General features: G+C 62.3%; 24 protein-coding genes. 11 read left to right on the forward strand and 13 right to left on the reverse strand.

Annotated elements, in window-relative coordinates:
• Window positions 1-229 precede the first annotated feature (229 nt).
• Genes MR935_RS09750 through MR935_RS09760 form a run of 3 tightly spaced genes read right to left on the reverse strand, consistent with a single transcriptional unit; the run spans window position 230 to window position 4,150 of the window.
• Complete coding sequence (locus tag MR935_RS09750; RefSeq protein WP_290573071.1) at window positions 230-733, reverse strand: flavin reductase family protein; 504 nt, start codon at window positions 731-733, stop codon at window positions 230-232.
• A 12-nt stretch (window positions 734-745) separates the two neighbouring features.
• Window positions 746-3,301, reverse strand: coding sequence for a DNA translocase FtsK (locus tag MR935_RS09755; RefSeq protein ID WP_290573073.1), 2,556 nt, complete (start codon window positions 3,299-3,301; stop codon window positions 746-748).
• A gap of 15 nt (window positions 3,302-3,316) precedes the next feature.
• Window positions 3,317-4,150 (reverse strand): undecaprenyl-diphosphate phosphatase, encoded by an 834-nt coding sequence (locus MR935_RS09760; RefSeq protein WP_290573075.1) that lies wholly within the window; start codon window positions 4,148-4,150, stop codon window positions 3,317-3,319.
• 270 nt (window positions 4,151-4,420) lie between these two features.
• Here MR935_RS09760 and MR935_RS09765 point away from each other — a divergent pair, with 270 nt between their 5' ends.
• The 11 genes from MR935_RS09765 to MR935_RS09815 all read left to right on the forward strand — a co-directional run bounded on the left by MR935_RS09765 (window position 4,421) and on the right by MR935_RS09815 (window position 13,957).
• Entirely contained in the window at window positions 4,421-4,633 is a 213-nt protein-coding gene (locus MR935_RS09765; RefSeq protein ID WP_290573077.1) for a hypothetical protein, read from the forward strand.
• A gap of 44 nt (window positions 4,634-4,677) precedes the next feature.
• Entirely contained in the window at window positions 4,678-5,928 is a 1,251-nt protein-coding gene (locus MR935_RS09770) for a phage terminase large subunit (protein WP_290573139.1), read from the forward strand.
• 74 nt (window positions 5,929-6,002) lie between these two features.
• A complete protein-coding gene (locus tag MR935_RS09775) occupies window positions 6,003-6,197 on the forward strand; it encodes a hypothetical protein (protein WP_290573079.1) in 195 nt (64 codons plus the stop codon).
• Complete coding sequence (locus tag MR935_RS09780) at window positions 6,187-7,740, forward strand: hypothetical protein (protein ID WP_290573081.1); 1,554 nt, start codon at window positions 6,187-6,189, stop codon at window positions 7,738-7,740. The genes MR935_RS09775 and MR935_RS09780 overlap by 11 nt, the downstream gene beginning before the upstream one ends.
• Window positions 7,724-8,215 carry a hypothetical protein gene (locus MR935_RS09785; RefSeq protein ID WP_290573083.1) on the forward strand — a complete coding sequence of 164 codons (492 nt, stop codon included), beginning with the start codon at window positions 7,724-7,726 and terminating at the stop codon, window positions 8,213-8,215. Before MR935_RS09780 ends, MR935_RS09785 begins: the two co-directional genes overlap by 17 nt.
• 55 nt (window positions 8,216-8,270) lie before the next feature.
• Complete coding sequence (locus MR935_RS09790) at window positions 8,271-9,302, forward strand: FN3 associated domain-containing protein (RefSeq protein WP_290573085.1); 1,032 nt, start codon at window positions 8,271-8,273, stop codon at window positions 9,300-9,302.
• 90 nt (window positions 9,303-9,392) lie between these two features.
• Complete coding sequence (locus MR935_RS09795) at window positions 9,393-9,761, forward strand: hypothetical protein (protein WP_290573087.1); 369 nt, start codon at window positions 9,393-9,395, stop codon at window positions 9,759-9,761.
• A complete protein-coding gene (locus tag MR935_RS09800; RefSeq protein ID WP_290573089.1) occupies window positions 9,761-11,578 on the forward strand; it encodes a hypothetical protein in 1,818 nt (605 codons plus the stop codon). Before MR935_RS09795 ends, MR935_RS09800 begins: the two co-directional genes overlap by 1 nt.
• An 18-nt stretch (window positions 11,579-11,596) precedes the next feature.
• Complete coding sequence (locus MR935_RS09805) at window positions 11,597-12,547, forward strand: hypothetical protein (protein WP_290573091.1); 951 nt, start codon at window positions 11,597-11,599, stop codon at window positions 12,545-12,547.
• 152 nt (window positions 12,548-12,699) lie between these two features.
• Window positions 12,700-13,362: a cytochrome c biogenesis CcdA family protein gene (locus MR935_RS09810; RefSeq protein ID WP_290573093.1), complete on the forward strand. Its 663-nt coding sequence runs from the start codon at window positions 12,700-12,702 to the stop codon at window positions 13,360-13,362.
• A gap of 10 nt (window positions 13,363-13,372) precedes the next feature.
• Entirely contained in the window at window positions 13,373-13,957 is a 585-nt protein-coding gene (locus MR935_RS09815) for a TlpA family protein disulfide reductase (RefSeq protein ID WP_290573095.1), read from the forward strand.
• A 109-nt stretch (window positions 13,958-14,066) separates the two neighbouring features.
• Here the strand turns inward: MR935_RS09815 and MR935_RS09820 are convergent, their stop codons facing one another.
• The 10 genes from MR935_RS09820 to MR935_RS09865 all read right to left on the reverse strand — a co-directional run bounded on the left by MR935_RS09820 (window position 14,067) and on the right by MR935_RS09865 (window position 22,141).
• Entirely contained in the window at window positions 14,067-14,468 is a 402-nt protein-coding gene (locus MR935_RS09820; protein WP_290573097.1) for a Mini-ribonuclease 3, read from the reverse strand.
• The gene (locus MR935_RS09825) at window positions 14,468-15,352 is read right to left on the reverse strand and encodes an RnfABCDGE type electron transport complex subunit B (RefSeq protein WP_290573099.1); all 885 of its coding nucleotides are present in this window, start codon (window positions 15,350-15,352) and stop codon (window positions 14,468-14,470) included. The genes MR935_RS09820 and MR935_RS09825 overlap by 1 nt, the downstream gene beginning before the upstream one ends.
• 20 nt (window positions 15,353-15,372) lie before the next feature.
• The gene (locus MR935_RS09830) at window positions 15,373-15,987 is read right to left on the reverse strand and encodes an electron transport complex protein RnfA (protein ID WP_290573101.1); all 615 of its coding nucleotides are present in this window, start codon (window positions 15,985-15,987) and stop codon (window positions 15,373-15,375) included.
• A complete protein-coding gene (rsxE, locus tag MR935_RS09835; RefSeq protein WP_290573103.1) occupies window positions 15,988-16,611 on the reverse strand; it encodes an electron transport complex subunit RsxE in 624 nt (207 codons plus the stop codon).
• Window positions 16,612-16,626: 15 nt separating this feature from the next.
• Window positions 16,627-17,199 (reverse strand): RnfABCDGE type electron transport complex subunit G, encoded by a 573-nt coding sequence (locus MR935_RS09840; protein WP_290573105.1) that lies wholly within the window; start codon window positions 17,197-17,199, stop codon window positions 16,627-16,629.
• Window positions 17,200-17,202: 3 nt separating this feature from the next.
• A complete protein-coding gene (locus MR935_RS09845; RefSeq protein WP_290573107.1) occupies window positions 17,203-18,246 on the reverse strand; it encodes an RnfABCDGE type electron transport complex subunit D in 1,044 nt (347 codons plus the stop codon).
• A gap of 15 nt (window positions 18,247-18,261) precedes the next feature.
• Window positions 18,262-19,626, reverse strand: a complete 1,365-nt coding sequence (gene rsxC / locus MR935_RS09850; RefSeq protein WP_290573109.1) for an electron transport complex subunit RsxC — start codon at window positions 19,624-19,626, stop codon at window positions 18,262-18,264.
• Window positions 19,627-19,946: 320 nt separating this feature from the next.
• The gene (locus MR935_RS09855; RefSeq protein WP_290573111.1) at window positions 19,947-20,126 is read right to left on the reverse strand and encodes a hypothetical protein; all 180 of its coding nucleotides are present in this window, start codon (window positions 20,124-20,126) and stop codon (window positions 19,947-19,949) included.
• 14 nt (window positions 20,127-20,140) lie between these two features.
• Entirely contained in the window at window positions 20,141-20,683 is a 543-nt protein-coding gene (locus MR935_RS09860) for a stage V sporulation T C-terminal domain-containing protein (RefSeq protein ID WP_290573113.1), read from the reverse strand.
• Window positions 20,684-20,872: 189 nt separating this feature from the next.
• Complete coding sequence (locus MR935_RS09865; protein ID WP_290573115.1) at window positions 20,873-22,141, reverse strand: dihydroorotase; 1,269 nt, start codon at window positions 22,139-22,141, stop codon at window positions 20,873-20,875.
• Window positions 22,142-22,254: the final 113 nt, after the last annotated feature.

Genomic DNA, 22,254 nt, shown 5'->3' on the forward strand with positions numbered 1-22,254 from the left:
CTCCGTTGTAACAACACTCCGCCGGAACACAGGGCAGTATCCGTGGAGGAGGCCATCTTCATTTTGCAGCGTCAGGGCTATCTCGTTACCCCCTGCGCCCGTGGATAGGCTGTGCTACTATATTTTTTCGGCTACCACAAGGTGGCCTAGTTTTGTGCGCCCCTTTGCGGATAGTGCTTAAATTACAATGTTTCAAACTTTTTTGCCTGTGCGGCAACGCGCCGCAGGCTCAGCCCTGATAGGCCGCGACGATCTCTCCGATGTACATTGTATGGTAATCCGGCTCAGCATACCACCGCTCAAGCGTTTCAGTGTGCAGAATGCTCTCCGGCGTGATATCGCTGACGCAGCGCTTTTGGCAGACGAGTACGAGCGCAGCCTCCGCAAAGGTCGGCTGCCCCTCGACGAACACGGGCGTCAGGCCGCTGTCGTGCATCTTGTCGATCTCACGCCCGGATTTCGTGCCCATGCGGTTGAGCGCGTCGCGGTGTCCGTTCTGTAAAAAAGTGAGTGTAAAATACTCCGCGTTATCAACAAACTCCTTGGTGTAGCGGCTGCGGCGGATATAGCAGGTGGCCGCAGGCTTGCCCCAGATCACACCCACGCCGCCCCAGCTGGCGGTCATGGTGTTCCACTTGTGCTCATCACCTGCCGAGACCAGCAGCCACTGCTTGCCGATCAGATCAAAGGGGTTCAGCGATAGCTCCGCGATGTTGATTTTTGTCAGCGCCATGTTGTTTCCTCCTTACGGTATGTCGTGTCTGCGCAGCTTCATTTCCTGCCATTCCTCGCGGGATATGAGGATCTGGCGGGGCTTGGAGCCTTCAAACGGCCCGATGATGCCGCGCTCCTCGATCTGGTCGATGATGCGCGCGGCGCGCGAATAGCCCAGCTTCAGGCGGCGCTGCAGCATCGAGGTGGAAGCCTGACGGCTCTCCATGATAACGTCGATGGCTTCCTCGATCATCTCGTCCTCGTCCTCGCCGGGATCGCCCGACGAGCCACCCTTGCCGTCCGCCTGCTCGGCCTGCCGCTCGATATGCTCCAATATCTCCTCATTATATTCGGGTGTGCTTGTCTCCTTGATGTGCGCGATGACCGCTTCTATCTCGTCTGACGAGATAAAACAGCCCTGCACACGGGTGGGCTTGCCCTCGCCCAGCGGGGCGTACAGCATATCACCCTTGCCGATCAGCTTTTCCGCGCCGGTCGTATCCAGTATAATGCGCGATTCGATCTGGCTTGCGACCGCAAAGGCGATACGCGAGGGGATATTGGCCTTCATGATGCCGGTGATAACGTCCGCCGAGGGGCGCTGCGTTGCGACCACAAGGTGCATGCCCGCTGCGCGCGCCTTCTGCGCGATACGGCAGATCGAGGTCTCGACCTCCTTGGCGGCGACCATCATCAGGTCGGCCAGCTCGTCGATAACGATGACGATCTGCGGCAGCACCTGATAGATTTCAGGCGTGCCGCCCTCCTCCTGCTCGGCCTTGGCACGCTCCGCGCGCATCAGGTCATTATAGCCCACCAGATTGCGCACCTGATGGTCGGCAAACAGCTTATAGCGGCGCTCCATCTCGCCCACCGCCCAGTTGAGCGCACCCGCAGCCTTTTTGGGATCGGTGACGACCGGAATAAGCAGGTGCGGGATGCCGTTGTAGTTGCCCAGCTCGACCATCTTGGGGTCGACCATAATCAGGCGAACCTCCTCGGGCGTGGATTTGTACAGCAGCGAGATCAGCATCGAGTTGATGCAGACCGATTTGCCTGAGCCGGTCGTACCGGCGATCAGCATATGGGGCATTTTGGCGATATCGCCGATGACCGGCTTGCCCGTGATATCCTTGCCCACGGCAAAGGACAGGCGGCTGCGCGCGCCCGTGAACGCGGACGAACCGATGCATTCGCGGATATACACGGTATTGACCGTTTTATTAGGCACCTCGATGCCAACAGCCATTTTATCCGGTATGGGCGCGATACGCACCGATACCGCGCCGAGCGCGAGCGCGATATCTTCCGACAGGGACGAGATGCGCGAGATCTTGATGCCGCGCGGGATGGTCAGCTCAAACCGCGTGACCGATGGGCCGCGCACGATGCCGATGATCTGCGCGTCTACGCCGAAGGAGCGCAGCGTGTCCAGCAGGCAGGCCGAGCTTTCTTTCAGCTCAGCCTCAACGCCCGCGACCGAGACATGCTTGCCCTGCCCGAGCAGCGCGATCGGCGGGTAATCATACACCGGCAGCGGTGCTTTCTGGCTCTCGTCCATCTGCTCGTTCATCTCGGCCTGCTCGTTCTCGCTGATCGTTTCAGGCTTTTTGGACTTGCCCTCGGCAGGTGGCTTAGGCGCGGGTTCGGGCGCGGGGACAGGCTCAGGCTCGTCCTCGGGCTTGTTTGCGACCAGATCGAGGATGCTCGCCGGCGGCGCGGCGGAAGCAGGCGGCTCCGCTGCCTCCCCGTGCTCCCCACGCAGCGCGCGCAGGTATTCGTCCGGCGCGATAGGCTTGTCCTCCGCGCGGCGCGGCGGTACGGGCGGCGCGTCGTCCAGCTTATCCGGCGCGGGCGGGTCGCTGTCGAGCGGAATGTCAAATTCCGACGCGGCGCGCTTACGCGCGCGCTTTTCGGCATGTGCCGCTGCCACCTGATGCACGTTGGGCAGCTTAGGCGGCGCTTCGTAGCGCGCGCGCTCCTCCTCGTCCTCATATTCATAATCGGGCGCGCGGAACATTTCCATCAGCGCATAGGGCGTGATGCGCAGCGCGGCCATCAGCGCTGCGACAAGCAGCAGCAGCAGCACGAGCAGCGCGCCGACCGAGGACAGCGCCCATTCGAGCACGATGTACAGCCCGCCCGCAAGCAGGCCGCCCGACTCGCCCGCCATACCGCTTTTGAGCAGGTCGCCCAGCGTGCGCATCGTCAGCGGATAGGCGTTCGGGCTGGTAAAGGCGTGCACCACGCCGCCAAGCAGCACAGGCAGCAAGCCGATGCAGACACCGCGCAGGCGCACCGGCCCCTTCTGCCGCGCAAACAGCAGCGCGGAGAGCGCCAGCAGCGCAAACGGCAGCAGGTAGCCCCCCGCGCCAATCAACGCTGCGATGCCGTTATGCAGCAGCTTGAGCACGAAGCCGTCGATCGGCAGCAGCGCCAGCAGACACAACAGACCGGCCACGCCCCAGAGCACCGCCCACGCCGCGCGCGACATGATCGGCGCGGACGCGGGCACGGGCGCGCGGCGCGGTGCGCTTTTGCCGCCCCGCGCCGCCGTTTTCTTTGTTTCAGGTTTTTTTGCAGCCACAGCGGATACCCTTTCTTAAATCATACGGAACAGGCTGACGACGATCGTGATCGTGCCGATCAGCGTACAGTAAACGACGAACGGGCGGAAATTGCCGCGCTTGGACACCAACCTGACCAAACGGATAGCCGCAAGGCCGGACAGCAAGGCCGCCAGTATGCCCGCGATATAGCACAACAGCGACACGTCTCCCAGCGCCTCGGCGGGCGCGCGCAGCACGTCGATCACCTCCAGCAGATTCGCGCCGAGGATGACCGGCAACGACATGATGAACGCAAAGCGCACGGCAAACTCACGCGAGAAGCCGCGAAACAGGCCGGTGCAGATGGTTGTGCCCGAGCGCGACAGGCCGGGCAGCACGGCAAAGCACTGGCCCACGCCGACGATCAGCGCGTCCAGCCAAGTGGCGTTTTGCTCGGTTTTATGCTTTTTGGGCGCTTTTTCCGACAGAAACAGGATGGCCGCCGTGACCAGCAGCAGCAGACCGACCAGCAGCGTGGACGAAAACGCCTCCTCAAGCTTGCTTTTGATGGGCAGAACGGCGAACATCGGCACAAGCGTGATCAGCACCATGATGATGAAGCGGCGGTACGGATGGCCGTTGATGCGAAAACCGTCCTTCACCCAACCGAAAAACTCGACCACCAGCTCTTTGATATCCTTCCAGAACGCAACGACCACGCTCAGCAGCGTGCCGAAATGCAGCAGCACATTGAACAGCAGGTAATCCGCCTCCACATCGCCGCCGAACAGCATCTGCGCCAGCACCAGATGGCCGGAGGAGGACACCGGCAGGAACTCGGTCAAGCCCTGCACCAGCCCCAGCAGGATGGCAAACCAAAGACTCATCTCATTTTCTCCTCTCAAACAGAGCAAAGTTTATACATGGTTTTCATTATAGCATAGATTTTTCCTGTTTACCACAAAAAAAGTGCCGGACAGGCTGTATTATCCCCGACGGCTCTGCCCGCCCGCCGGCATACCCCGGCGGTCAATTATTTGCAATATGCGAATTTTCGAACACTTGTTCTTGACTTTTTCCCCTTCTCCGCCTATTCTATGCCATACGGGAGGTAAGCCAAGAGAAATGACCCATCTCGGAAAGGAGGCGAGGCCATTGTGCCAAACAAACGCGAGCCGGACGCGCTGATCCGGATGCTGTACGACATCGCCGGGGACGCCGAAGCGCCCGCGAACAGCCGCCTGTCGGCGATCAAGGAGATCCTCGACCGCACGGTGGGCAAGGGCACGATGCTGGACGGCACGGGAGAGGAGGCGCAGCCGGTCGAGATCGTGTTTCGCATCGTGGACGGACGATCGAATACGACATAACCCCAAGACAGGCGGATTTCATCCGCTCGACGGCGTTTGAAACGCTGTTCGGCGGCGCGGCGGGCGGCGGCAAAAGCCACGGGCAATTGCTCGATGCACTGCGGTTCGCTATCGTCTACCCCGGCTCGCGGCAGCTGCTGCTGCGGCGCACCATGCCCGAGCTTGCGCGCTCGCTCATCCCTGCGTCGCTGCGGCTGTTTCCGCAGTCGGTCGCTGCCTACAAGGCCAGCGAGCACCGCTGGGAATTCCACGGCGGTTCGGTGCTCGAGTTTGGCTACTGCGATGCCGAAAGCGACGTGACCCGGTATCAATCCGCCGAATACGACGTCCTCCGCTTTGACGAGCTGACCCACTTCACCGAAAGCCAGTTCACCTATCTGATCTCCCGCGTACGCGGCGCCAACGGCTTTCCCAAGCAGGTCAAAAGCACGACCAACCCGGGCGGCATCGGCCACCAGTGGGTCAAGCGGCGCTACATCGACCCGATGCCGCCTGACACCCTGACCGAATTTGACGGCACGACGCGGCTGTTCCTGCCCGCCCGGCTGGCGGACAACCCTTTTCTGCAAAGGGCCGATGTGGGCTACGCCAAGCGGCTGCGGCTGCTGTCCCCGCACGACCGGCGGGCGCTGCTTGACGGCGTGTGGGATCTGGACGAGGGACGGTACTTCAGCGAATTCTCTGTGCCGTTGCACGTCACCCCACCCTATCCCCTGCCCCGCACATGGAAGCGGTATCTGACGATCGACTACGGGCTGGATATGCTGGCCGCGCTGTGGATCGCGCAGCGCCCGGATGGGCACAGCGTAGTATACAGAGAGTTATATCAACCGAATTTGATTATCTCTGAGGCAGCCGCCGCAATCCTTGCGCGGGAGGACGGCAACGAGCACATCTACTGCCGCCTTGCCCCGCCCGACCTGTGGAACCGCCGACAGGAAACGGGCAAAAGCGCGGCCGAACTGTTCTCAGCCTGCGGGCTGGACTTTGAAAAGAGCAGCAACGAGCGCGTCGCCGGTTGGCTGGCGCTGCACGAGCTGCTCGCCCCGCGCCGGGACGAAACCGGCGAAGCCCGACCCAAGCTGACCATCTTCGACACCTGCCGCAATCTGATCCGCACGCTGCCCGCGCTGCGGCACGATACGCGCAACCCATCCGACGTGGCGAACACGCCGCACGAGCTGACCCATGCGCCCGACGCGCTGCGCGGCTATGCCGCGACCGTGTACGAGGCGCCGCCGCCCGTCCGGCCAACCGCGTATGACTGCGAGGTGGGCGCGTTTCTGTCCTACTGAGAGACAGCGCAGACCCTTGCGGGACGATTTACCACTCCTCGAATCTGTCACATTGCTATGTTAGGAGGAAACCGATGACTGTTTTACTGTACTGCCTTGGCGCGGCGCTGCTGGTGCTGACCGGCGCGATCGTATCGGGCGGCTTGCAGCTGCCCGTGCGCCCGGCGCGGCAGGATAGCGCGCCCGGTCCGGCGGCGGACGATGCGCTCAGCCGCGACCTTGCTGCGCTGATGGCCTACGGCCGGGAGGAGGGCGAGCATGAAATTTGACCTCTCGCCCGCCGCTGTCTGGCGTAAATATGAGCGCGGGCAGGACTACAAGCGCTCGATCGGTCTGTATGACCGTGTACGGCGCAACGAGGCCTTCTACCTCGGCCGCCAGTGGGAGGGCTTGAAGGTGCAGTCGCTCGACCCGCTGATTTTTAACGTGCTGCGCCGCTGCGTCAACCTGTTCATATCCATGCTAGTCTCGGACGATGTGGCCGTGCGCGCGCAGCCGTTCGATATGGATGACGAGGGGCGCAGAACCGCCCGCATCCTCGACCGCGCGTTTGCCTCGGCCATCGAGCGCTCGGGCATCAAGGCGATGGGGCGCAGCCTGCTGAAAAACACCTGCGTGGACGGCGACGGCTGCTTTTACATCCGCTTTGACCCCGATCTCGAGACCGGGCAGGCGGTCAAGGGCGATATCGCGGTCGAGCTGATCGACTCGACCAACATCTACTTCGGCAACCCGGCCTCCGACGAGGTGCAGCGTCAGCCCCACCTCATCATCGCCATGCGGCGCGAGGTGGACGAGGTACGCGCCGAGGCCAAGGCCAACGGCATCAGCGCGGAGGAGCGCGCAGCCATCGTGCCGGATGATGACGGTGTATACGGCAAGTACCGCGCGCCCGACGACAGCAGCCGCGTGACCGTGCTGCTGCATATGCGCAAGGTGGAGGGCGGCGTGGCCTTCTGCAAAACGACCCGCACCGCGACTATCATGCGGGAAAAGGTGCTGCCCTACCGGCTCTATCCGGTGGCGTACATGAGCTGGAACCGTGTGCGCAACTGCTGCCACGGCGAAAGCCCGGTCACCGAGGCCATCCCCAACCAGATCGCCATCAACAAACTGTACTCGATGTATGTCCAGTGCGTCAAGCAGGTGGCCTTCCCCAAGATCATTTACGATATGACCCGCTTTCCAAACGGCTGGTCGAGCGATGTGGGCAAGGCCATCGGTATGCGCGGCAACCCAAACGAGGCCATTGCGACCGCGTTCCGCGCACCCGATATCTCGGCGCAGGTGCTGCATCTGCTCAAGCAGATGATGAGCGACACGATGGAGCTGATGGGCGCATCCGAGGCCGCGCTCGGCACGGTGCGGCCGGACAACACTTCGGCCATCGTGGCCGTGCAGAACGCGACCGCCGCCCCGCTTGAGCTGACCAAGATGGAGTTCTACCGCTTTACCGAGGACTGGGCACGCATTTTCCTCGACCTGATGGGTGCGCACTATGGCGTGCGCACGCTCGTGGCCGCCGAGGAGCCGGGCGAGGAGCCAGTGCGGCAGCAGTTCGACTTTTCGACTCTCGCCGGGAAGGATATGCGGCTGCAGGTCGATGTGGGCGCGGCAAGCTACTGGTCTGAGGTCATGCAGACCGTGACCAACGACAATCTGCTCGAGCGCGGCATCATCTCCGACCCGATCACTTATTTGGAAAACGTGCCTGATTATCAGGTGCGCGGCAAAAGCGACCTGCTGCACGCGCTGCGGATGCAGAAGCAGCAAGCACAAAAGGAGGAAATGACAAATGAACCAGAGAATTGACCCCAGCCAGCTCGCCGCACAGCAGGCAGACCCCTTTTTGCAGGGCGCGCCTGCGCAGGCGGCAGGCGACCCGTCCGCTGCGCCGACCTACACGGTCACCGCGGATGGCCAAACGCACGAGTTGACGCTTGAGCAGCTGCTTGATGCGGCGGCGCGCGGCCTGTCCAAGCAGAACGCCTATATCCGCCGCAACCGCGCGGCCAACGGGATGCCGAACGGCCAGATCTACGCCGCGTTCGTCGAGGAGTACCCCGAGGTACGCCCCGAGGACATCCCGCCGCAGGTGTGGGAATGGGCGCAGCAGGAAGGCTCGCTCGTCTCAGCCTACCGCAAGTGGGAGGTACTGACCCTGCGCGACGAGCTGGCCGCGCTTGAAATGAACCAGAAAAACCGGCAGGCAGCTGTCGGCACGGCCAAGGGCGACGGCGAGCCGGCAGGTCTTGACCCCGTGACGCTGGCGCTGCTGGGCCGGTAAGCGGCTCCGTTTTGACCAATCCGCCATTTTGTAATATATAGGAGGAATTATACTTATGGCTATCAATCTTGCTGCCCGCTATTCCGACCAGATCGCCGAGGTCTTTACCCGTGCATCGTTCATCAAGGGCAAAACCGCCGAAACCTTTGACCTGACGGGCGTCAAAACGCTTAAAGTATACACGCCGATCACGGTCGAGGAGGTCGACTACGACCGCGACGGCGGTCTCAAGCGCTACGGCGAGGTGACCGAGATGCAGGACGTTGTGCAGGAGCTGACCATGACACAGGACAAGGCGTTCACGCTGACCATCGACAAGGGCAACAACCTTGACCAGAATCTGGTCAAGAACGCCGCCGACATGCTGCGCCTGCAGCTGAACGAAAAATCCACCCCCGCGGCGGACAAATACGCCTTCCACCGCTTTGTCACCATGGCGGGCACGATCGCGGAGAGCGCAAAGCCGACCAAGTCGGACATCATCTCCAAAATCGCGGATGCGTCGCAGGCGCTTGACGATGCGCTTGTGCCGGATGACAACCGCTATCTTTACCTGACGAGCGAAATGTACAAGCTGGTGTGCACCTCGGACGAGTTTGCGTCGGTCGACGTGCTCGCCCGCCAGAGCATCGCCAAGGGCGTGTGCGGCGAGGTGTTCGGTATGAACGTCGTGCGCGTACCCAAGAGCTATCTGCCCGAAAACGTCTGGTTCCTTGTCGCGCACAAGGACGCGGTGCTCATGCCCTATAAGATCGCAGACGCCAAGGTACACGAAGACCCGGTCGGCGTATCCGGCGCGCTGATCGAGGGACGGCACTACTACGACGCCTATGTGCTGGGTGCAAAGTGCGGCGGCGTGTACGCACTGGTCAAGACCGGGCTTGTCTCGGCTGCGCCGGTCATTGTGGGCGGCAAAATCACCGGCACGGGCACGATTCGCTACACGCTCGACGGCTCCGATCCCCGCTACTCGGATTCGGCCAAGGAATATGTCGCCGAGACCGTGCTGACGGCCGAGAGCGGCTGCAGGATCCGCGCTTTTGCAACCGACACCAGCAAATATCCCTCTCCCGTGGCCGAGGGATAAGCCGGTAAAGCGGACACGCCCCTGCGCCGCCGCGGCGTAGGGGTGGCTGCCCTGCATCCGTTTGACTCAGATGAGATAAGGAGGATACCCATGACAGGAACCGAATGCTTCCGCGCGGCGCTGAACCTCTTGAGCGAAACGCCCGACAGCGGCGCGTATTATGAGCAGTTTGCGCTTGGTGCGCTCAACCAGCTCCTTGCCAACAGCCTGCGCGAGATCAACGCCGAGCGCGCGTTTGGCGGCGAACAGCCCTTTGCCGCGCCGCCCCGTGTGTCCGCGCTGACCGAGGAGCTGCCCGCCTGCGACTGGCTGGTGCGCGAGTGCTTTCCCTATGGATTGGCCGCGCTGCTCGTTGCCGACGATGACAAGGACAAATTTAACTGGGCGGCAAACGAATACACCACCCGTCTGCTGCGGCATTGCCCCGCGCAGCTGACCGCCATACAGGAGATGCTCTGATGCGCGCCTATCAGTTCCCCCGGAGTGAAACCGTGCGGCAGACGGTCGTGCGGCGCTTCGGCGGGCTGGACTGCCGCACGCATGAAACCAAGGCCGCGCTCTCCCGCTCGCCCGATATGCAAAACCTGATCGCCGAGCAGAATGATTTTCTGGTCAAGCGCACAGGTTGGCGCACGCAGCACACCTACGGCGCGCCCATTTATGGCCTGTTCGCCCTGCCCGACGGCACGGGTGCGGTCGTACACGCGGGAACATGGCTGTTCTGCCGCTTGCACAGCGGCACGCAGACCGTGCTGTGCACCGATATGCACGCGGCTTTCTCCCAGTCGTTCACGGTTGGCGGCGTGCTGTACCTGCTGGATGGACACACCTACCGCGCGGTGCGCCGCAGCGCCGCCGGCGTATGGGAGGCCGTCAAGGTGCAGGACATCGCCTATGTGCCGACCACGACCATCTCGGCCGCGCCGACCGGCGGCGGCGCGAGCTTTGAAGCCGTCAATCTGCTCACGCCGCGGCGCATAAACACCTTTATCGGCAACGGCTCGGCCACCCAGTTTCAGGTGGACGCACAGGGGCTGGACGCGGGCGCCGTCACCGCGTCGGTGAACGGCACACCAGTCGCTGTCGCTGCCGTCGACCGGGTGACCGGGCTGGTCACGCTGGCCGCCGCGCCCCCGAACGGCAACGGATTGGCCAACGTATCCATCGCGTTTTCCAAAACGGTGCCGGGTTACGCGGATAAGATCAACAAATGCCGCTTTGCCGGGCTGTACGGCGGCAAGAACGACACGCGCGTCTTTGTCGCGGGCAATCCAGCCGAGCCTGCCTGCGACTGGCAGAGCGGCCTATACGATCCGAGCTACTTCCCCGACACAGGCTACACCCGCATGGGTACCGATTCGTCGGCCATCATGGGCTACCTCAAGCAGTACAGCAGTCAGTTGGTCGTCAAGGCAGGCGGCGCGCAGGAGTCGACCAGCTTTCTGCGCAGCTATCTGATGGCCGATGACGGCACGGCGCTGTATCCGCTCACCCAAGGCGCGCAGGGGGAGGGCGCGGTCTCGCCGCGCAGCTTTGCCGTGCTGCGCGACATGCCGGTGTTTCTGTCCGCGCGCGGCGTGCAGGGCGTATTCGGCACAGCTGTGGCCGAGCAGCGCACCATCCGCCCGGTCTCGGGCGCGATCCTGCCCAAGCTCGCGGCTGAGGGCGGACTGGAAAACGCCTGCGCCATTGTACACGAGGGCAGGTATTACCTTGCCGTAAACGGCCATATGTACATCGCTGACGGGCAGTTGGTCGAGGAGGACGGCGACCCGGCGTGGTTTTTCTGGTCGAACGTACCCGCCCAGTGCCTGTGTGTGCTGGAAGGGCGCCTGTGGTTCGGCACGGCGGACGGCCGTCTCTGCCGCTTTTCCCTGCCCACCGAGGACGGCGCGTATCGCGACGACGACGCGGCGATCAACGCCTACTGGCGCACGCCGACACTGCCGCTCTCCCAATGGGGGCGCGTCAAGACCATACGCGATGTCGTGCCGACGCTCATGCCCTACTCGCGCTCAGGCGCGACCGTACAATATGAAGACGAAAACGGCAAGCTGCTTGCGCTTTCGCGCAACATGGACCTGTTTTCCTTCAAAACGCTGGATTTTTCCCGTTTTTCGTTCCGCTGTCTGCCGGGTGCGGTCAGCTACCGCACCCGCTGGCGGCAGCACCGCGTGCCGCTGTTCGCCGTGCGCATCGGCAACGACCAGCCGGACGAGCCGTTCGGCCTGCTCGCGCTGACCGTGCGCTGGACGCTCGGCCCATCCGTAATCTGACACAAAGGAGGTAACCCAATGGCAAGCTACAAGAAGGATTTCGACTACTCCGAAGCCATTGCGAATACGCAAAACGCCGGTGAGCGGCAGCAGCTGCTGGCCGAACGCCAGAACAAGATCGATGCCGAGGGACTGGCGGGCAAGGTCGCGTCCAACGATGCGGTATCGACTTGGACGGGCAGCTACCGCCCGTATTCGGTATCAAACGGCGGGGGCAGCGGCGGAAGCGGAAGCAGATCGGCCATGCTCACGGTCAGCAAGCTGTACGAGGCCGCCGAGCAGGCGCGTCTGAAGCAGTTTGAGACCGCCCGCGCGCGCATCGGGCAAAGGCTGCAGAGCGATCTGTCCGCGATTGACAGCGACCACACTGCCGCAATGCGCCAGACCGAGATCAACGCGCACCGCTCGGTCGTCAGCAACGAGGAAAAGCTGGCCGCGCTCGGCCTGAACATGGGCGCGCGCACCGCCGCTGCCACCTCGGGCGCCGCCGAGACCAGCCGCATTGCGATCGACAACCAGTACCGCGGTGACCTGAACGCGCTCGGTCAGGCGCGGCTGAGCGCCCGCGCGGCCGCCCAGAGCGCCGCCGCCGATCAGGAGGCTGCGCTTTCGAGCGCCCATTATGCCGCCGAGGCAAGCGCCGCCATGCAGCAGGCGCAGGCCACGCTGACACAATTCAACGCCGACCGGGACTACGGCCTGTCTATCGCCGGTCTGACCGGCTTCCTAAACGGCACGCCAACGCTTGGCTACCGCAACTATGCCGCCAATGTCAGTGCAGCCGAGCACACGGCGGAAAGCGCCGCCCAGTCACAGTCCTACGAGCAGGCGCTGGCGCGCTGGAAGGCGGCCGGCTATGTGCAGGCAGGGGACGCGGCCATCCTCGGCGTGCCCGCCGGTACACCGACAGCGGACACAAGCTACAAAAACGCCTCGCTCGCACTGCAGCGGTGGAAGGCAGGATATTGACTCTATTGAAACAGGGGGTGCACTTCGTTCGGAGCGCACCCCCTGCGTTGATAACCATGTTCTACTATTTAGGTTGACTTATGCCGGAAAACCTATATAATCAAAGGTATGGCCGCTTGCGCCCGCGCGGAGCGGCGGAAAGGAGCGCCCCCATGCAATACCTCATCTCCTTTTTGGAGGGTATCGTCACCTTCATCTCCCCCTGCCTGCTGCCCATGCTGCCCATTTACATTTCATATTTCGCGGGCGGCGGCACGCGCAGCACACGGAAAACCCTGACCTGCGCGCTTGGCTTTGTGCTCGGTTTTACGCTGGTGTTCGTCTGCATGGGCGCGCTGGCCGGCACGGTGGGTGGCTTTCTCAAGGCGCATCAGCAGGCCGTCAACATCGTCTCTGGCCTTGTCGTTATCTTTTTCGGCCTGCACCTGCTCGGCGTTTTTCAGCTGCGCCTGTTTCACGGCATGGGACGCACGATGGATACGACCGACCTCGGCTTTTTTTCCGCCATGCTGTTCGGCGTCATCTTTTCTCTTGGATGGACGCCCTGCGTGGGCGCGTTCCTCGGCTCAGCGCTCATGCTGGCCTCCCAGCAGGGGCATGTGCTGACCGGCACGCTCATGCTGCTGGCCTACTCGCTCGGATTGGGACTTCCCTTTCTGCTCAGCGCGGTGCTGATCGACCGGCTCAAGACCGCCTTTGACTGGATCAAGCACCACTACCAGCTTATCAATCTCATCAGCGGAGGCCTGCTGATTGCCGTCGGCGTGCTGATGGCGACCGGAACACTCGGGCGTCTGCTCACTCTGCTCAGTTAGGAGGGCATTTATGAACAAAAAGAAAAACCTTCTACTCACCCTGCTGGCGCTGGCGCTGCTGCTTGGCGGCGCGTCCGCGCTGTATGCGCGGCTCGGCCGGGACGGAACGGCTACCCCTGCCGCCGCGCAGAGCGCTCGACCCACCGGCGGCGAAGCGGCAGACCACGCGCCGGCTCCCGCACCTGACTTTACCGTATATGACATCGACGGCAACGCGGTGCACCTGTCCGACTTCGCCGGTACGCCCGTCGTGCTCAACTTCTGGGCAAGCTGGTGCGGCCCGTGCAAAAGCGAAATGCCCGATTTTGACCAAGCAGCCGCCGCGTATGATGGGCAGGTGCAGTTCCTGATGGTCAACCTGACCGACGGCGCGCGAGAGACTGTCGATTCCGCCACGAACTATGTCACCGAGCAGGGCTTTTCCTTCCCCGTGTTTTATGATACCGACACGGACGCGGCCATGGCTTACCGCGTTTTCTCCATTCCGACCACCTACTTTATCGACAGCGACGGCTACGCGGTCGCTCGGCTGGTCGGCGCGACTGACGGCGAGACTTTGGCGCAAGGCATCGACCTGATGCTCTCCGAAGGCTAAGGCTATGCCGCGTGATTGCCGCCCGTTTCGCTTTACCGCATAGCGCGGTGCTTTCCTGAAAAAACAAACGGCCTTGGCCGCGCTATGCGCGGCCAAGGCCGTTTTCCTGTCAAAAATCCGCCGCGATCACATCAAACAACGCATTGATGCGGTCGTACTGCTGTCCCAGATACAGCCAGCCGAACAGCGCTTCGAGCGCGGTCGCGTAGGCATATTCGGCGCTTGAGGCCGATTTGGGCACGCTTTTGGGCTTGGTGTTGCGGCCGCGGCGGAACACCGCCTGCTCCTGCTCGGAGAGCAGCGGCAGGATACGCGCGGCCGCCCGCGCCTGCGCCCCCGCGCGCACGAGTGTGATCGTCCGGCTGTGCAGATCCTTTGCCGTCTGCGTGCCACCGCAGGCAAGCTGGGTGCGCACCAGCACCTCATAAACGGCGTCGCCCACATGGGCGAGCGCAAGGCTCGACATGCGGGCGATCGCAGCGTCATCCAGCCGGGGATGCAGATAGTCCATTACTGCGCTGCCTTTGCCGCTTCGGCCTTGGCCTTTGCGGCAGCGGCCTGCTTGGCCTGCATCTCCTTGAACTTCGCCTTCTCCTCGTCAGTGGGGATCGGCTCGATACAGTTCTTCGGGCAGACCTTGGTGCACATCTTGCAGTTGGTACACTTGTCATAGTCGATCTTGGCGACGCCGTTTACCACATGGATCGAGTCGAACTTGCAGGTTTTTTCGCACATTTTGCAGCCGATGCAGCCGTTGGAGCAAACCTTGATGACATCCGGCCCTTTATCCCGGTTAACACAGTTGACGTGCACCTTCTTGGAGGCGGGGATCAGCTCAATCAGCTTCTTCGGGCAAGTGGAGACGCACTGGCCGCAGGCGACGCACTTGTCGGGGTCGACCTTGGCAACGCCGTTTACGATGTGCAGCGCGTCAAACTCGCAGGCCTTGACGCACGAGCCAAGCCCCATGCAACCATAGGAGCAGGCCTTGGGACCACCGGCGACGCGCGCGGCCGCGTTGCAGTCCTGCAAGCCTTCGTACTTGGTCTTGTCTACCGCGTTGCAGCCACCATTGCAAAACACATGGGCGACCACGCGCTCAGTGGCGCCCACCTCCACGCCCATGACCTCGGCGATCTTGGCGGCCGTCTCCGCACCGCCGACCGGACAGCCGTTGACCGGCGCGCTGCCATCGACGATGGCGGCAGCCAGACCGTCACAGCCGGGGAAACCGCAGCCGCCGCAGTTTGCGCCCGGCAGGCACTCGCGCACGCGCGGAACACGCTCGTCAACCTCGACCGCGAAGACCTTAGCGGCCACGCCCAGCAGGATGGCGAATACGATACCCATGACAAACAGCACCGCTGCGGCAGCAATTACATTATTGAAATCCATTTCTTATCGTCCTCCCTTGCTTACCACGGAATGCTCAGGCCGGAGAAGCCCATGAAGGACATGGCCAGCAGCGCCGCCGATACCAGCACGATCGGAAAGCCCTCAAAGCATTTCGGACATTTGATGGTCGCATCCATACGCTCGCGGATCGATGCGAACAGCACGATCGCCAGCAGATAGCCGATGCCCGCGGCCACGCCATACACGACCGAACCGATGAACGAATTGCCATTGTCGATATTGGTCTTGGCCGCGCCCAGCACCGCGCAGTTGGTGGTGATGAGCGGCAGGAAGATGCCAAGCGCCGAATACAGCGAGGGCATCGCCTTTTTCATGAACATCTCGACAAACTGCACGAGCGTTGCGATCACGAGGATGAACGCAATGGTCTGCATATAGCCGAGGCCGAGCGGATCGAGAATGAAATACTGCACCGCCCACGACGCTGCGGACGCGATTGCCATAACGAAGATGACCGCCATGCCCATGCCGACCGCTGTGTCGGTCTTTTTGGAAACGCCGAAGAACGAGCAGCAGCCGAGGAATTGCACCAGAATGTAGTTGTTTACCAGAATCGCCGCGATGGCGAGCGACAAAATATCGGTAAGCCCCATGGAGGCAGGTAGGTTAAACATTTACTTGCCCTCCTTTCCGGCCATGACCTTTTGGATGACCGCGAAGATAAAGCCCATCATCAGAAAGCCGCCGGCCGGTAGGATCATCATCACCGCAGGGTTTGCGTTGAAGAACGGAACAGCAATGCCCTTGCCTGCGTTGACATAGCCGGAAAGGATGGTGCCCGCGCCGAACAGCTCACGGAAGAAGCCCATGAGCACGAGCGCAAAGGTGAAGCCGAGGCCCATGACGATGCCGTCCAGCGCGGAGGGCAGTACCTTGTTCTTGGAGGCGAACGCCTCGGCGCGGCCAAGGATGATGCAGTTTACCACGATAAGCGGCAGGAACAAACCCAGCGAGGCCGCCAGATCGGGCAGGTAGGCCTGCATCATCAGGTCGATCATGGTAACGAAGGTCGCAATAATTGTGATAAACGCCGCGATACGCACCTTATCCGGGATGATCCTGCGCAGCAGCGAGATAACCACGTTCGAGCAGACCAGCACGACGGTCGCCGCCGCACCCATGCCGATAGCGTTGGACAGCGAGGTCGTCGTGGCCAGTGCAGGACACAGGCCGATGGTCTGGATGAAAACCGGGTTATTGAGGATAACACCGGCCTTCAGTTGTTCCTTGAAATTCATATTGGCTTTCCTCCTTTAACCCAGCATGGCGACATACGACGCCGCGGTATTGACGCCCTTGGTCACCGCGCGGGAGGTGATCGTCGCGCCGGTGATGGCGTTGATCGAGCCGCCGTCCTTATTGACGGCGATGCTGCCGTCAGCCGGCTGGCCGACGTACTGCGCGATCCACTCCGCGTCCTGGCTCTTGGCGCCGAGACCCGGCGTTTCTCCGTGGGCGGTCACCTTGGCGCCCGCGACCGTGCCGTCCGCACGAATGCCGACGATCAGCGTCAGCGCGCCGCCAAAGCCCTTGGGCTTGACCTCGAGGCAGTAGCCCACCGCGTCACCGTCGATGGTCGCCTTATACACACCGCTGATCTCGGGCGTGTCCTTATCCGGCGCGGGCACGATGGTGTTCAGATCCTCAAACGCCGCGCCGGGGATGATCTCCTCCATGGCGGTGTTGCGCTTGTCGATGTTGTTCTGCACGATCTTGTCCGCCGTCATGCCGTTAATCACGCCGAGCAGCAGCGCGCAGAACAGCGTGATGAGGCCCAGTACGACGACAAGCTGTACAATGCCGCCTTCTTTTTTGCTGCTTTCCATAAATTACTGCGCCTCCTTCTTTACTTTATCAAGCTTATAGCCGAACTTGCGCGGATGGGTCTTCTTGTCGATCGCCCAAACCAGTGTGTTCATGATCAGGATCGAGTAGGAAACACCCTCGGGCAGGCCGCCGAAGTAGCGGATGAACACGGTCAACAGGCCGCAGCCGATGCCGAAGATGATCTGCCCCTTGGGCGTTACCGGGCTGGTGACGTAGTCAGTCGCCATAAAAATCGCGCCGAGCATCAGGCCACCCGAGAGCAGATGCGAGCACATCCACTCCACGCGGGACAGGTCGCCCACCGGGAACAGGAAGGTGATGACCGCGACGGTCAGGATATATGCCGCCGGGATGTTAATGGTGATGACCTTGCGGTAGAGTAAGTACAGTCCGCCGGCCAGCAGAGCCAGTGCACAGGTCTCGCCCAGCGCGCCGCCGGTCTGGCCGAGCAGCAGGTCGATCAGCGCGACAGGCTTGGCTGGCGGGGCGGTCGGGCCGCTGACCGCGTCCAGAATGGTGCTGACCTTGAGTGTGGTCAGCGGGGTCGCGGTTGAGATCGCGTCAGTCACGGTCACATTGCCGAAAAGCGGTAGGCTGGCATGCGCCGCGGTCCACGCAGTCATCAGCGCGGGCCACGAGGCCAGTAAGAACGCGCGCGCGCCGAGCGCGGGGTTCATAAAGTTCCGACCGATGCCGCCGAACAGCATCTTGACCACGATGATGCCGAACAGCGCGCCGAACACCGGCAGCCACCACGGCGCGGCGACCGGGATGTTGAACGCGATCAGCACACCGGTGACAAAACAGGACAGGTCGCCCACCGTATTCGGGTGCCCCACGATTTTGTTGTAAATAGTCTCGAACACCGCGCAGGCGACCATCGAGATAACGGTCAGCACCAGTGCGCGCGGGCCGAAGGTGAATACCGAAACAGCCAGCGCCGGAATCAGTGCGATCAGCACATCGAGCATCAGGCTGCGGGTGTCGTCATCCGCCTTGATATGGGGTGAGGAGGTGACAACTACTTTACTCAGATCATATGCCATTTCGTTTTCCCCTCCTTACTTCTTCTCGGCCTTTTCGGCCTCAGCCTTGGCCTTTTCCGCCATGCGCTTAGCCTGTATCTTACCTTTGGACAGGCGGAACTGCGCGACCAGCGGGATGCGGGCCGGGCAGACATAGGAGCATGAGCCGCACTCGATACAGTCCATCATGCCGCACTCGATCGCGTTGTCAAAGTCGTTGACCTTGCCGTACACGTTCATGTAAATCGGCAGCAGGTGCATCGGGCAGGCGTCAATGCAGCGGGCGCAGCGGATGCACTGCGGATCGTCCACACGCTTATCCTCGTCCCCGGCAAAGCAGAGAAAGGCATTGGTGCCCTTGACAACCGGCGTATCCAGCGAAAACTGGGCGTTGCCCATCATCGGGCCACCGGCCAGCAGCTTGTTGGGCGCTTCCTTGAAGCCGCCGCAGGCGTCAATCAGCTTTTCTATCGGTGTGCCGATGCGGGCTTCAAGGTTTTTCGGATCGGCCACGGCCGAGCCGGCGATGGTGACCACGCGGCGAATGACCGGCATACCCGTGGTAAACCGGCGGTATACCGCGCCGGCGGTATCGACGTTGAACACGGCGCAGGCCGCGTCCGCCGGCAGCTTGCCGGAGGGCACCTCGCGCCCGGTGCAGGCGTTGATGAGTTGCTTTTCCGCGCCCTGCGGATACTTACACTTGAGCGGGTAGAGCTTGAGCCGCGGATCGTCCGCAATCAGCTTTTCAATGCCGGGGAAGGTGTCGGCCTTGTTCTCCTCAATAGCGATGATCGCGTTCTGCACGCCCATGATGTCGGCCAGCATCTTCAGGCCGCCGATCACCTCTTCAGGGCGCTCGAGCAGCAGACGGTGGTCGCTGGTGATGTACGGCTCGCACTCCGCACCGTTGATGATGACCGTGTCGCACTTGCCAATGCCGGATTGGATCTTGACGTGAGTCGGGAAGGTCGCGCCGCCATGGCCGACGATGCCGGCCGAACGGATGCACTCGATGCGCTCCTCGTTGGACATGGACGCGAAGTCATACGGATGTACGGACTCATGCGGACGATCCTCTCCATCGTTTTCGATCACGATGGACAGGAGCTTGCTGCCGCTCGGATGCAGGCGGGGTTCGATCGCCTTTACCTTGCCGGACACGGTTGCGTGGACAGGGGCGCTGACAAAGCCGCCCGCCTCCGCGATGGGCTGCCCCAGATCCACGACATCACCGACCGAAACGATCGGCTTTGCCGGAGCGCCGATATGCATAGAAACCGGCAGGACGACCTCGTCCGGCAGCGCCAGCTTCTCGATCGGCTTGGTGTTTGTCGCGGCCTTGTAGCCCGGGTCTGCGTGGGTACCGGGATGAATGCCGCCACGGAACGAATACACCATGTTTTTCACCTCTCTGTTATTCTGCGCAAGAAGAACCGGAACCAAGCTCCGGCTCCATCTTCATAATGGATCGGCAGGCCGCGTACACGCACAGCCTTGCACCTTAGATTATACTGTTTATCACACCAAATAGGCAACCCTAAAACACAAAAAATTTGACCAAAATTTCACGAACATTGTGGGTCGGCCCGGCGACGGCGCGCCTGCTCCCTCTCCATCAGCCGCGCAAAAAGCAGCGGAGAGACCGCAAAACGGCCACTCCGCTGCTTGTATCGGTGTGAAAAGATGGTTTTTCTGATTTTTCCGCGCCGAACGCGGCGTCACCGTCCATCCGGGCGGCAATAGCGCTCGGTGTATTCGGTCGCGGCGGGATCACCGCGCAGCGCGTGCTCTCCGGGATGCCCGCCCTTCGGGGCGACGGCTGCGGTGTCGATATGCGCTGCGTCGTCATACCGTGGGAATGCCTTTGGCTCGTTTCCGTGCGTCTTTCTGTGCTCCATGCCGCCGCGCCTCCTCACATCGCCACGCGCTTGGACAAAAACTGCGCCGCAGTCTGGCACAGCTTGACGCCGACCTCGTCGGCCGCTGCGTGGTCATCCTCGCTGACAAAGATGACGCAGCCCGTCACATCGCCGTCGGTGATGATCGGCACAGCGACCACCACATTATAGGAATCGCTCGGCGACACGAGGATATCCGAGCCTTGCTCCGCGCCGCGCTCGTAAACCGCGCGCTGCTCCATCAGCGCCTCCAGCTCGGCCGAGATGCTCTTTTCCAGAATATCCTTTTTCGCGCCGCCCGCTGCGGCGATGACCGCGTCGCGGTCGCAGATCGCGCAGCTGACGCCCGCCGTGCGCGCAAGCGCCTCGGCCAGCTCGGCTGCGACTGCCCCCATCTCCCCCATCGGAGAGTATTTTTTGAAAATGACCTCGCCGTCGCGGTCGGTGAAAATCTCCAGCGGGTCGCCCTCCCGGATACGCAGTGTGCGGCGGATCTCCTTCGGAATGACGACGCGGCCCAGATCATCTATACGGCGTACAATGCCGGTTGCCTTCATTTGCGTGTTCCCTCCCATACGGAATTTCTGGCTGTGGAGGTAGTATGACTTCGCAGCGGATAATTATGTAGCGCTACGTTGTGCAAATTTTGGCAGGCTGCTGCGCGGCAAGCGACAATATGTTATTTTAATATAAATTATAACTTATTATATACCCTTTTGCCGACCATGCGCCGTCATGTGCGCGGCTCACGCCTCGGTCACGCGGCAGCCGGTGACAATGGCGCGCGGTGCGCCGGTGAGCGCTGCGCCGGTAAACGGCGTATTGCTCGATTTGGAGCGGTAGCTTTGGTACACCTTGTTCGCGGTCCAGTCGAGCAGTACCAGCCGGGCATAGTTGCCCGCCCGCACCGCGCGGCCGGTCAGCCCGTACACCTTGGCCGGGTTCATGCTCATTTTTTCAATGAGCTGCATGGGCGTCATGCGGCCAGTCTGCACCAGATAGGTGCAGCAGACGGAAAACGCGGTCTCCAACCCGGTGATGCCCGAGGGCGCTTTGGCAAACTCCCGCGCCTTTTCCTCCGCCGTGTGCGGCGCGTGGTCGGTGACGATCATGTCGATCGTGCCATCGCACAGCCCCGCAATTAGCGCCTGCCGGTCAGTCTCCTGCCGCAGTGGCGGATTCATGCGCGCCAGCGTGCCGTGGTCAAGCACGTCCTCCTCGGTCAAGGCGAGGTGATGCGGCGTGACCTCAGCGTATATTTGTGCGCCCAGCGCCTTGCCCGCGCGGATGAGCGCGACCGACTGCGCCGAGGACACATGCTGGAACAGCACACGCGCGCCCGTATCGAGCGCCAGCGCAATATCCCGCGCGATCATCGCGCTCTCGGCACAGGCACGCGCGCCGGGCACACCGAATTTTTCCGCCGCCGCCGAGCCGAAATTGACGCCCGGCGAGGGTACGAGCGACGGCTCCTCCTCATGGAAGGACAGCAGCGCGCCTAGCGCGGCCGCCCGCTCCATCGCCGCGCGGCACAGCCCGGCTGAGGTCAGGTTGATGCCGTCGTCGGTCAGGCAGGGCGCGCCAGCGTCCAGCAGCGCGCCGAAATCGGTCAGCTCCTGCCCTTTCAGTCCCCGGGTCACTGCGCCCGCCTGTAAAACCTGCACAGGACAATCCTTAGCCTTATCGGCCACATAGCGGATAATCTCGGGCGTATCGCAGGTCGGCAGCGTATTGGCCATGCAGATGACCGTCGCATATCCGCCCGCGGCGGCCGCCGCCGCACCTGTCAGCACATCCTCCTTGGCCGTCTGGCCGGGGTCGCGGAAGTGGACGTGCCCGTCGACAAAGCCCGGCGATACGGTCAGCCCGGCCGCGTCATACACCGCGCAGCCCGCGGGCGCGGCAAGGCGCGGCGCAAGCGCTTCGATCACGCCGTCCTCCCCGATGAGCACGTCGCCCGGTGCGTCCGTACCGGTGTACGGGTCGAGCACCCGTCCGTTTTGTATCAGCAGCATATGCAAACCTCCCTGCAAAGCGTGTTCTGCCTTCTATTATAGCCGATGGCCGCGCACCTGTCCATGTTCGCGCCGCGTTTTCACAAAAAGCGCCCGCGGAAAACCTTCCACGG

The organism is Agathobaculum sp. (genome assembly GCF_022775115.1).
Classification (GTDB): Bacteria; Bacillota; Clostridia; order Oscillospirales; family Butyricicoccaceae; genus Agathobaculum.